Source organism: Exiguobacterium acetylicum (assembly GCF_019890935.1).
GTDB classification, from domain to species: Bacteria; Bacillota; Bacilli; order Exiguobacteriales; family Exiguobacteriaceae; genus Exiguobacterium_A; species Exiguobacterium_A abrahamii.
Genome location: NZ_CP082333.1, coordinates 2,205,303 through 2,217,046 on the forward strand (window position 1 = coordinate 2,205,303; position 11,744 = coordinate 2,217,046).

Annotated in this window: 9 protein-coding genes, 1 other RNA gene and 1 other annotated feature; of the genes, 2 read left to right on the forward strand and 8 right to left on the reverse strand. The window is 49.4% G+C overall.

Annotation, left to right across the window (positions count from 1 at the left end):
- Positions 1-8 precede the first annotated feature (8 nt).
- Both alaS and recD2 read right to left on the reverse strand, forming a co-directional pair.
- Positions 9-2,651, reverse strand: a complete 2,643-nt coding sequence (gene alaS, locus K7G97_RS11590; protein WP_223040628.1) for an alanine--tRNA ligase — start codon at positions 2,649-2,651, stop codon at positions 9-11.
- A 57-nt stretch (positions 2,652-2,708) separates the two neighbouring features.
- Positions 2,709-2,919: a binding site (T-box leader), on the reverse strand.
- A gap of 42 nt (positions 2,920-2,961) precedes the next feature.
- On the reverse strand, positions 2,962-5,187 hold the full coding sequence (recD2, locus tag K7G97_RS11595) for an SF1B family DNA helicase RecD2 (RefSeq protein WP_223040629.1): 2,226 nt from the start codon (positions 5,185-5,187) through the stop codon (positions 2,962-2,964).
- A 116-nt stretch (positions 5,188-5,303) separates the two neighbouring features.
- Between recD2 and K7G97_RS11600 the strand changes: the two genes are divergently transcribed.
- A complete protein-coding gene (locus K7G97_RS11600) occupies positions 5,304-5,852 on the forward strand; it encodes a VOC family protein (protein ID WP_223040630.1) in 549 nt (182 codons plus the stop codon).
- A gap of 44 nt (positions 5,853-5,896) precedes the next feature.
- On the opposite strand, the gene K7G97_RS11605 is transcribed toward K7G97_RS11600, so the two are convergent.
- The 4 genes from K7G97_RS11605 to cymR are packed head-to-tail and all read right to left on the reverse strand — an operon-like array spanning position 5,897 to position 9,262.
- Positions 5,897-6,562 (reverse strand): tetratricopeptide repeat protein, encoded by a 666-nt coding sequence (locus K7G97_RS11605; protein WP_058703823.1) that lies wholly within the window; start codon positions 6,560-6,562, stop codon positions 5,897-5,899.
- 13 nt (positions 6,563-6,575) lie between these two features.
- A complete protein-coding gene (gene mnmA / locus K7G97_RS11610; protein WP_064299568.1) occupies positions 6,576-7,697 on the reverse strand; it encodes a tRNA 2-thiouridine(34) synthase MnmA in 1,122 nt (373 codons plus the stop codon).
- A 16-nt stretch (positions 7,698-7,713) separates the two neighbouring features.
- Entirely contained in the window at positions 7,714-8,841 is a 1,128-nt protein-coding gene (locus K7G97_RS11615) for a cysteine desulfurase family protein (protein WP_214770977.1), read from the reverse strand.
- Positions 8,842-8,854: 13 nt separating this feature from the next.
- The gene (gene cymR / locus K7G97_RS11620) at positions 8,855-9,262 is read right to left on the reverse strand and encodes a cysteine metabolism transcriptional regulator CymR (protein WP_029342236.1); all 408 of its coding nucleotides are present in this window, start codon (positions 9,260-9,262) and stop codon (positions 8,855-8,857) included.
- Positions 9,263-9,322: 60 nt separating this feature from the next.
- Between cymR and K7G97_RS11625 the strand changes: the two genes are divergently transcribed.
- Entirely contained in the window at positions 9,323-10,660 is a 1,338-nt protein-coding gene (locus tag K7G97_RS11625; protein ID WP_223040631.1) for a replication-associated recombination protein A, read from the forward strand.
- Positions 10,661-10,671: 11 nt separating this feature from the next.
- On the opposite strand, the gene K7G97_RS11630 is transcribed toward K7G97_RS11625, so the two are convergent.
- Together K7G97_RS11630 and ssrS are read right to left on the reverse strand one after the other, a co-directional pair.
- A complete protein-coding gene (locus K7G97_RS11630; RefSeq protein WP_023468920.1) occupies positions 10,672-11,436 on the reverse strand; it encodes a tRNA threonylcarbamoyladenosine dehydratase in 765 nt (254 codons plus the stop codon).
- Positions 11,437-11,529: 93 nt separating this feature from the next.
- Positions 11,530-11,719, reverse strand: a non-coding RNA gene (ssrS, locus tag K7G97_RS11635) — 6S RNA.
- Between the last annotated feature and the right edge of the window lie 25 nt (positions 11,720-11,744).

Here is an 11,744-nt window from a genome sequence, read left to right on the forward strand (position 1 = left end):
CGTTTCTATTATGCCAGTGATTGCACGTATTGTGAAGCGTACGCGAGTGCTTCTTCTAATTTCGACGCATCTTTTCCACCAGCTTGAGCCATGTCAGGGCGACCGCCACCGCCACCACCGCAGCGTGTTGCGACTTCCTTGATCAATTTACCAGCATGATAGCCTTGGTCGATTAAATCTTTTGAGACGCTTGCAACGAGATTGACTTTCTCCCCTTGCGCACTACCGAGTACGATGATTGCTGATCCGAGTGAGCTCTTCAACTCGTCCATCATACCGCGAAGGGCGTCCATATCTGAGACGTCGACACGTTTCGCAAGCACACGCACACCGTTGATTTCTTCGACATCGTCCTTGAGCGAAGCAGCTTCGATGTTCGCGAGTTTTGCTTGCAACGATTCGTTTGCCCGTTCCGTCTCACGGAGCTGTTGTTGCAGTGCTTCGATGCGGACAGGAACTTCCGTCGTCTTCGTCTTCAAGACAGCTGCTGCTTGTTCGAGTGTTTCCAAGTGCTGATTCATAACACGATACGCGCCTGCACCTGTTACCGCTTCGATTCGGCGTGTACCTGCACCGATACCGGACTCTGAAACAATCTTGAACAAGCCGATTTCGGCTGTGTTCCCGACGTGGATACCGCCACACAACTCGATCGAGTATGTGCCTGCTGAGACGACGCGGACCGTTTCACCGTACTTCTCACCGAACAATGCCATTGCGCCCTTTGCTTTTGCATCAGCGATGTTCATCTCTTCGATATCAACCGGTAGTGATGCCCAGATTGCTTGGTTGACGTCTTGTTCAATCTTTGTCAACTCTTCTTGTGTCACTGCACCGAAGTGTGAGAAGTCAAAACGAAGACGGTCTGGAGAAACGAGTGATCCCGCTTGGTTGACGTGTGTTCCGAGCGTATCTTTCAATGCTTTATGAAGCAAGTGTGTTGCCGTGTGATTTTTCGTGACGGCTTTACGTTCTGCTGCTTCGACTGTTGCAACGACGTCTGCTGCTTCCGTTGCGATCCCTGTACGAACGATGACTGTATGCAAGTTTTGACCGTTTGGTGCTTTTTGAACATCTTTGACATCAAGAACGAAGTCTTTGCCTTCGATTGTTCCTGTATCCGCGACTTCACCACCACTTTCAGCATAGAACGGCGTGATGTCAAGAATGACTTGTGCTTCTTCACCAGCAGCGACTTCTGTGACTCGTTCTCCATCATGCAACAATGCGATGATTTTCGCATCCGCCTTAAGTTCGGTATAGCCGACGAACGTACTTTTATCTTTTAGCGTCGAGAGGACTTCCGATTGCTGTTGCATCGAACCACTCTCTTCACGCGCTGCACGTGCCCGCTGACGTTGTGCATCCATCGCTAGTTTGAAGCCTTCTTCATCAACAGACATCTGATGATCTTCCGCATACTCGACTGTCAATTCGAGTGGGAAACCATACGTGTCATACAGACGGAACGCATCTTCGCCACTGATGACATGCTCACCGTTCGCCTTAGACGTCTGAGCGACCGTGTTCAAGATTGCAAGACCGTCATGAAGTGTCTCGTGGAAACGTTCTTCTTCGTTTTTGATGACACGTTTGATGAAGTCTGCTTTTTCTGGCACTTGTGGGTAGAAGTCGACCATGACATTCCCGACCGTATCGACGAGTTCATACATGAACGGACGTTCGATTCCAAGCATCTTCGCATAACGCACCGCACGGCGTAGTAAACGACGAAGGACATATCCACGACCTTCATTCGAAGGAAGCGCACCATCACCGATTGCGAATGATACGGTACGGATGTGGTCTGCGATAACTTTGAATGCTACATCCAGTTTTGAATCGTCACGGTAGATTTTACCGCTGATTTCTTCTGTCTTATGAATGATCGGCATGAACAGATCCGTATCGAAGTTCGTCGGCACGTCCTGCATGACACATGCCATCCGTTCGAGTCCCATTCCTGTATCGATGTTTTTACGCGGAAGTTCCGTGTAGTTGCCGTGTCCATCGTGGTTGTACTGACTGAAGACGATATTCCAGATCTCGAGATAGCGTTCGTTTTCGCCACCTGGGTAGAGTTCTGAATCGTTCGGATCGTCTCCAAAAGCAGGTCCACGGTCGAAGAAGATTTCCGTGTTCGGACCAGATGGACCTTCACCGATTTCCCAGAAGTTATCTTCAAGTGGAATGATCCGCTCAGCCGGTACACCGAGTTCAAGCCAGATTTGACGCGCTGCGTCATCTTCCGGGTGAATCGTGACCGAGAGACGTTCCGGATCAAGACCGTACCAGTCATCACTCGTCAAGAGTTCCCAGCCCCATTTGATCGCATCTTCACGGAAGTAATCACCGACAGAGAAGTTTCCGAGCATCTCGAAGAACGTATGGTGACGTGCTGTTTTCCCGACGTTTTCGATATCGTTCGTCCGGATTGATTTTTGTGCGTTGACGATACGTGGATTATCAGGAATGACACGACCATCGAAATACTTCTTGAGTGTCGCAACCCCTGAGTTGATCCACAAGAGCGATGGATCCTCGACCGGTACGAGTGAAGCACTCGGTTCGATCGCATGCCCTTTGCTTTGGAAGAAATCAAGATACATCTGACGGATTTGTGCACCCGTTAATGGTTTTAGAGCTTTCATGAACAGTTACCCCCATTGGTTTTATTTGGACGCAAAAAAGCGATGCCTTCATCCCTGAAAAGGGACGAAAGCATCGCTTCCGTGGTACCACCCTCGTTCGTAAGCAATCCATTGCTTACCTCGAACATCTGATAACGGGGATGACCCGCAGGTGTTTACACCCGACTCCGGAAGGAGCTTCAAAGGGACTCGAGAAAGTGATTGCAGCAGACTCACTTCTCTCTGGACTCGAGTTTTCCTTTTACTTATCTTCCATCAACGTGTTACGTCCATTCATCTATCGTGATTATTACCTATCGCACAGCATCCGTCAAGTCTTTGTCACACCACCGAGTCGTTCAATCAATCGTGTTCGGCGCCGAGGCTCCTCTTCTTGCGACGCTTTATGAAACGCTCGTGGGTCGCCGAACAATAATAAACTCGACTTCGCACGGGTGACCGCCGTATAAATCAAGTTTCGGGAATGCTTGAATGCTCCCGTGAAATAGACCGGCATCAAGACGATCGGAAACTCGGACCCTTGTGCCTTGTGAATCGTAATCGCGTAGGCATGCGTGAATTGATCCCAGTCACTCCGGTTGTACTCGACTTCCGTCTGGTCGAAGCGGGCGATGATCTTATCCACCTTGTCGACGTTTTCTTTGGCGAAGAAAATATTGACGATTTCGCCGATATCTCCGTTATAGACGTTCTCTTCTGCATTGTTGACGAGCTGAAGAATCTTGTCCCCGGTCCGGTAAATCCGTGTGCCTTGTTTGACTTCGCGTTTTTTCGGTTCCTCCGGATTGTAGACGCGTTGCAAGGCGACATTCAGTTCGTCGATTCCCACCTGACCACGGTAAGTCGGTGCCAGAACCTGAACATCGAATTTCGAATACCCTTTTGCGAGTGCTTTTTCCGCGAAGGCTGAGATGCCTCGTAACGTCTCTTGCGGAGACGCGGTGTAAAAGCGACGATCCGCAAGTGGTGATAACAAATCAGCTGACGTCGTCCGGTTCTTCAAATCGTGCGCGAGCCGTAAAATAGAAGAATCTTCCGCTTGGCGATGGACGACGTTCAAACGAACGACGGGAATCCCTTCCGTATCCATCAAATCTGCCAGCACCTGCCCTGGACCGACAGATGGTAACTGATCGCGGTCACCGACGAACAAGATTTTCATGCCGTTCGGCACAGCACGGAGCAGACTTGATAACAAGTAGATATCAATCATCGACGACTCATCGATGATCAGTACTTTCCCTGTGATCGGCTGATCTTCATTCAGCTGAAAGTTCGTTCCGTCATACTTCAATAGACGATGAATCGTCATCGCTGGGACGTCCGTTGCTTCCGATAGACGTTTAGCGGCGCGTCCGGTCGGTGCGACAAGAACGTACGGATAGACATCCCCCGTCTTGACGCGACTTTTCTCAAGCGGCCAATCATGAATTTCTTGCAGAGCATGTAAAATTCCCTTGATGACGGTCGTCTTACCGGTACCGGGTCCACCTGTCAGAACCATTAACGGTGCTTTGACCGCTAACTCGATCGCTTCCCGCTGTTGCGCCGCATATTCCATGCCAAACTGTTCTTCGAGGTGCCCGATTGCTTCAAGGATCGTCGCGACATCGACTTCCTGTTCGGCACCGTTCGCCATGACACGCGCGAGTTCCTTCGCCGCCCGAACTTCCGCATAAAAGATCGTCGGTAAATACAGACAGCCTTCTTCGAGCTTGACCTTATCTTCAGCGAGCAACAGTTCAATCGCTTGTTCTAGCCGTTCCCCTGGGTCTTCACCAAGCAACCGGGGCGCCCGTTGCAATAGCGAGTCGACTGTCGCAAAGGCGTGTCCCTCTCCTGCTTCTTGTTCCAATATGTGCATGATCGAAGCAGCGACGCGCTCTGGGTGTAATCCGACGAGTCCAAGGTGTGAAGCGATATGATCGGCTGTCTTAAAACCAATCCCATTCACTTCATACATCAAGGAATATGGATTCTCTCGTATTCGCGCCATCGCGTCCCCTTCGTAAGCAGCATAAATCTTTGCCGCTAGCTTCGGTGTAACATCAAACGGTGCTAAGAACAGCATCAACTGATCGACACCGTATAACGTGGCTAGTCGACTCAAGATGATGTCAGCTTGTTTTTGTTTTAACCCAGGCACCTGATTTAGTACCCGTTCATCTTTCAAAATGAGATCCACTGCCTCTTCTCCGAGAGCATCGACGATATTTTTCGCTGTCTTCGGACCAATGCCGGTGAACGAACCATTCGTCAAGAAGCGGATCGTCGCATGTTTTGTCATCGGAACCGATCGCCGAATCAGCTCCGCCTTCAGTTGTGTTCCGAATCGGGGATGATCGACGAGACGACCGAATGCTTGATACGTTCCTCCGAGTTCGATCCCAACCCCAGTACCCGTGATGACGAGCTCGGTTTCTTTCAGTTCAAAGTTCTTTTCTTTGACGGCGACCAATACAATGGAGTGTGCTTCTTCTTCAGAAGAAAAGAGCACACGTTTGACGCGCCCGACGACTTGATGGGGGTGCTCCATCACTCCACCTTCTTTCTCTCTTTTTCATTCGCTGCTTTCATCATAGCATTCGTTTACCGGATTTTAAATCAGGGAAAGATACCCTGAAACATTTCGTTAAGAGGAGGAGTTCAAGGATGGCACGTTTACCGATTGCAGGATTGTGTGAATTAGTACTGGAAGTCGAAGATATGGACCGTGCGGTCGGTTTTTGGAATGGGACACTTGGCATTCCTATCGTCGAGCAATGGGCACCTGAGGATGCGGAACCAAGTAAAGAACAGTCTCAACAAGACGGGGTCTGGGCAACCTGGCTCTATATTGGCGGCAACACCCGACTCGGTCTGTGGCTGAAACGGGACTTCACAATGGAAGAACGTACCGTCAAACACTTACCCGTGTCCGAATGGGATACGTTATACGACGAAGGTGGTGTTCATGTCCACTGTGCTTTCTACGTTGAGAAGGACGAGTTCCAACAAGCGCTTAATCAACTGCGTGAAGCTTCGATCACCGTGAAGCTCAGAGAGTGGGATGAACAAGAGACGTCGAACCAAAAAGAGTATTCGGCTTATTTCAAGGATACGGAAAATAACGTCATCGAACTGTATACGAAAAACATGGATGAAGCCTATGAAGACTTTTCCGGACCTCCACTTCGCGTCATTCGTGAAGTTGGGAATTAAATAGCATAAAAAAGACGACTCCAGGCGGAATCGTCTTTTTTATATCAGTCTGCTTGTTTTAATAACGCATCCATCTTCGCTTTCGCGTCCCGCGCAAGAGCGTGTTCCGGCTGGTAGGCAAGAACCGCTTCGAGTTCTGCATAACACGCTTCCTGTTGACCGAGGAAAGCAAGGGCAATCGCATAATTGTATCGTGCATCCGTATGCGTTTCGTCAAGCATCAAGACATGCTCGAACATCTCGACCGCTTCTTCCAACTTCTCGTTTTGCGCTAAGGCAAGTCCGTATTGGAATGCAATCTCGATATCGACACCGTTTAGTTCTGACGCACGTTGTAGACGAGGTAACCCACGTACTGGATCACCGAGTTTTTGATACGTCATCCCAAGCATGAAATGGAGATCAGCGTCATCAAGTCCATATAATAAGGCTGCGCGCAATGATTCCTCTGCTTCGACGAGTTGATCGGCAGCAAAGAACAAGGCACCTTTTGCATAATAAGCACTCGCGAACGTATTATCGATCATCAGTGCCCGGTCATAAAAACGAAGGGCACGATCAGCGTCGTTCATCGATTGGAGTAATGTTCCAAGATTGACGTACGCCGTCGGATCTTTTGGGTTTTGTTCGATCGCATCGTTAAACGCTTGTGCTGCTAATTCATAATTTCCAGCTTCTAGATGCCGGAATCCTACTTCATTATAGTTCATCTTCTTTTGCTCCTTACGCTAGATAAGCGAGGCGTTCGCCTGCTTTATAGGCTGCATCGATCGTCGCACCACCGAGGCAGATATCTCCATCATAGAACACGACCGCTTGTCCAGGTGTGATTGCTCGTTGACGCTCGTCAAATGAAACATCGAGTCCATCTTCGAGGACACGAACCGTGACCGCTGTATCTTGTTGACGGTAACGGAATTTCGCCGTACAACGGAATGTCTCACCGACCGGACGCTCAGATGTCCAGCTGACATCTGAAGCAAGTAATCCTTCCGAATACAACAATTCGTTATGGAATCCTTGATCAACATAGAGGATGTTCTCCTCTAAATTTTTCCCGACGACGAACCAAGGCTCTCCGTCGCCACCGATACCGAGTCCATGACGTTGCCCCATCGTATAGTACATCAATCCATCGTGACGTCCCATGACGTTGCCGTCAAGTGTCCGCATCTCACCGGGTTGCGCCGGCAGATATTGACCGAGGAACTGTTTGAAGTTCCGCTCGCCAATGAAGCAAATGCCTGTCGAGTCTTTTTTCTTCGCCGTTGCGAGGTTCGCTTCTTCTGCGATCCGGCGCACTTCTGATTTTTCCATGTGCCCGATCGGGAACATCGCCTTCGCGATTTGCTCTTGCGACAATTGATTCAAGAAATATGTTTGATCCTTGTTTGCATCAACGCCTCGAAGCAATTTATGTTCTCCATCCTCATAGACGGCACGCGCATAGTGCCCTGTCGCGACGAAATCGGCACCAAGACGCATCGCGTGATCGAGGAAGGCTTTGAACTTGATTTCCTTGTTACACATGACGTCCGGATTCGGTGTCCGACCGAGTTTATATTCATCGAGGAAGTACGTGAAGACTTTATCCCAGTACTCTTTCTCGAAATTGACCGCATAGTACGGAATGCCGATTTGATTGGCTACCGCGATGACGTCTTCATAATCTTCCGTCGCCGTACAAAAGCCGTTCTCATCCGTGTCATCCCAGTTTTTCATGAAGATTCCGATGACGTTATAGCCTTGCTCTTTTAATAAATGAGCGGTCACAGAAGAATCGACACCGCCCGACATCCCAACGACGACTGTCGTTTCACTCGGGGCTTTCGCTCGTGTATTCATTTATTTCACCTCTTAGTTAATTCTGAAACGATTTTACGACATCTTGCAAGGCTTGTGCGAGTAGTTCGACTTGCGCGAGCTCATTTCCGTGACCAAAACTGATTCGGACCGATGCTCGTGTCCGTTCATCTTCGCCATACATCGCCGATAAGACATGCGAAGGTTCGACGGATCCTGCCGTACATGCACTCCCGCTCGATACGGCCATCTGGCGCATATCAAGCATGATCAGGAACGGTTCGATTTCAATCCGCGGGAAGTAAAGATTGAGGACATTCGGCAATCCTTCAACGCCGTTGACTTCGTAAGTGACGCCACTTTCATCCAATCGCGTCAGTAAAACGCTGCGCAGTTGTTTGATGTGGTCCTGTTGTTGATCACGCTCTGCGATCATCAGTTCGAGCGCTTTCGCTAAACCGACGATTCCCGGTACGTTCTCCGTACCAGCACGACGCTTGCGTTCCTGTTCTCCTCCGAACGTTTGAGGCGCTAACTTCACACCAGTCCGTACATACAACAATCCGATTCCTTTTGGACCATTGATTTTATGACCAGACGCGGATAAGAGATCGACCTGTAACGCTTCGACATCGATTGCTTGTTTTCCGAACACTTGCACCGCGTCCGTATGGAACAAAATACCGCGTTCTCGTAAAAATTGACCGAATGCCGCAATCGGCTGAATCGTTCCGACTTCATTGTTGCCGAACATGATCGAGACGAGTGTCGTATCTTCCCGTACCGCTTCTTGCAAAGCAGCCATTGAGACGACACCTGTATCTGGAACATCGAGATACGTGACGTCATAACCTTGTTTTTCGAGCTCTTCGAACGCATGTAATACAGCATGGTGCTCAAACCGTGTCGTAATGAGATGACGCCCTTTTTCACGCGCCGCCTCAGCCGCACCGAAAATCGCATAATTATCCGATTCCGTTCCACCACTCGTAAAAATCAGTTCGGTTGGTTTCGCGTTCAATTCTTGTGCGATCTGCCGGCGTGCTTTATCAATTGCTGCACGAGCAGACCGACCAGCCGCGTGAACACTCGATGGGTTACCGTACTGTTCGAGCAAATAAGGCGTCATCGCCTCAAGGACTTCCGGACGCATCGGCGTCGTCGCCGAATGGTCAAAATAATTCATTCGTTTTCACCTCTCAAATATAGAACATGTATCCTGTATCTTCTTCTTCCGCTAAGTCTTGTAGCGTCGTTGAATCGAGTACTTGATCGACTGCTTGCTGGATTTTATCCCAAAGTTTGCGCTTCGTGACCTCGTCACATGCATCGCCTTCGACGACCACGAGTGGTCCTTCAAGCAGACGGATGATTTCACCCGCTGTGATGTTTTGCGCTTCACGACCGAGCTTATACCCGCCGTAAGCACCACGGACACTTTTGACGAGACCTCCATTACGAAGGGGGGCAATCAACTGTTCAAGATAATGCTCAGATAAGTCATACATCTGCGCGATTTTTTTTAGGGATAATGGTTTAGATTCAGCTTCTTTCGCGAGTGCGATCATGATCGTTAGACCATATCGCCCTTTCGTCGAGATTTTCATCATGCGAAGGATCATCCTTTCTAGTATAGTAGTAGCTAAAAGTGGAAGGAGCGTATGTGTATGGCACATTTATTTGAATCCCAGTCACCTGCCGGACCGCTCGCGAATCGAATGCGTCCGCAGAATCTGGATGAAATCGTCGGACAACGTCATCTGATTGGAGAGACGACGCTCCTGCGGCGTGCCATCTTAGCCGATCGCCTCGGAACCGTTATTTTTTACGGTCCACCCGGTACCGGTAAGACGACGCTCGCGCGTGTCATTTCTAGTTATACAAAATCAGCGTTCGAGCAATTGAACGCGGTCACAGCGAAACTGGAACAATTACGGGAAATTCTAAAAGCAGCCGAAGCCCGTCTTCAGTTCGAGGATCAAAAAACAATTCTCTTTCTCGATGAGATCCATCGATTCAATAAGATGCAACAAGACGCCTTACTCCCGGCGCTTGAAGCAGGTACGATCACGTTGATCGGAGCGACGACGGAAAATCCGAGTTTTGAGGTCAATGCCGCTCTCTTATCGCGGGCAACGGTTTTCCGTTTCGAGCCCCCGACAGCAGACGATTTACGAATCGTCCTCGATCGAACCTTAAAGGACGAAGAGCGTGGTCTTGGCAAATATCCGATCACAATCACGGATGACGCGATCGATCATTACGTTAAGTTGTCAGACGGTGATTACCGGGCATTATTGAATGCGCTTGAACTTGCCGTCTTAACGACACCGGAAATCGATGGTCAGATCACGATCGACCTTGCTGTCGCCGAGGAATCGATTCAGCAAAAAGCATTGAAGTACGATAAGGACGGCGATCGGCATTATGATGTCATCTCTGCCTTCATCAAGTCGATTCGGGGTTCCGATCCCGATGCTGCGCTCTACTGGCTCGCCGTCATGATTGAAGCGGGCGAAAGTCCGCGCTTCATCGTTCGTCGTCTCTATGTCCATGCAGCAGAAGACATCGGGCTGTCTGATCCGCAAGCGTTATTGATGGTCGATGCCTGCGCACGCGCGTGCGAGTACGTCGGTTTCCCGGAAGCACGGATCCCGCTCGCTGAAACCGTCTTATATCTCGCGACGGCACCGAAATCGAATGCTGTCATCTCAGCGATCGATCAAGCATTGACACTCGTCCGTCGTTCAGACGGCGGTCCGGTACCGCCGCACTTGCGCGATGCCCATCATCCAGGGGCAGCAGCACTTGGGAACGGCGTCACCTATCAGTATCCGCACGACTTCGAACATGCCTATGTGCCACAAAATTACTGGCCGGAGAACCTTGCCCGGACAAAACCGGTCTTTTATCGTCCAAGCCCGCGCGGTTTTGAGAAACAACTGCAAGCTCGACTTGATTTTTGGCACAAACAAACAGCCACACATCAGAAAAAGCGACCATAAGGTCGCTTTTTTTAACGAACGCGTTCGATCGTCACGCCGGCTTCACGGACGATCTCATTGATGACGTAGCTCGCTGCGATCAATCCACCAACTGATGGAACGAACGCATTCGAACTTGGCGGCATCTTCGCCTTGCGAATCGCAGCCGCATCGTTTCCGACGACTTGACGGACTTCTTCGATGATCTTAACGGGCGGTTCATCGGAGAAGACGACAGGAACACCTTTATGAATTCCGGCTTTCCGAAGTTTCGTCCGAATGACCTTCGCTAGTGGATCATAACTTGTATCTTTGATGTCAACGATCTTGATGCGTGTCGGATCCATCTTGTTCGCCATCCCCATACTTGAGATGATTGGGATGTTACGTTTCTTGCATTCCTGAATCAAATGAATCTTGAACGAGACCGTGTCCGATGCATCGATGACATAATCCGGCTGCTGTTCGAAGAACGACTCGAATGTCTCTTCATTGTAGAACATCTTCAAGCGAACGATTTCAAGATCCGGATTGATTAACGCAAGACGTTCTGCCATCGCATCGACCTTCGGTTGACCAACCGTCGGAAGCAAAGCATGGATTTGTCGGTTGACGTTCGTGATGTCGATATCGTCCTTATCGACAAGAATCAAACGACCTACGCCACTGCGGGCAAGTGCTTCTGCTGAGAACGATCCAACACCACCGATCCCCAGAATAGCGACGGACTTGGATGCCAATGCGTCAAGTCCAGTTTTACCGATTGCTAGTTCATTACGCGAAAATTGATGTAACATCTCATAACCTCACAATACTCATACTGTTTTACTCGGAATTATATCATAAAAAAAAACGTCATGCGACGTGTCAAACAACAAAATAATAAGACGATGGGACCCGAAGTGCCGTGTCGATACCTTATTTTTGAACCTGCTGTGCAGGTGGGTGTCTTATCCGATTCCTATTCGTACGTCCTCCTGCTGTGTTACGAGGCATGTACTACTAGTTGGAACGTCAAACTCCCTATCAAAAAAGAGTGGCTCAAAGATAAAAGGCGGCTCTCGTACAATTCAGGAACCCCATCTGATGCATTTAATATAGCATC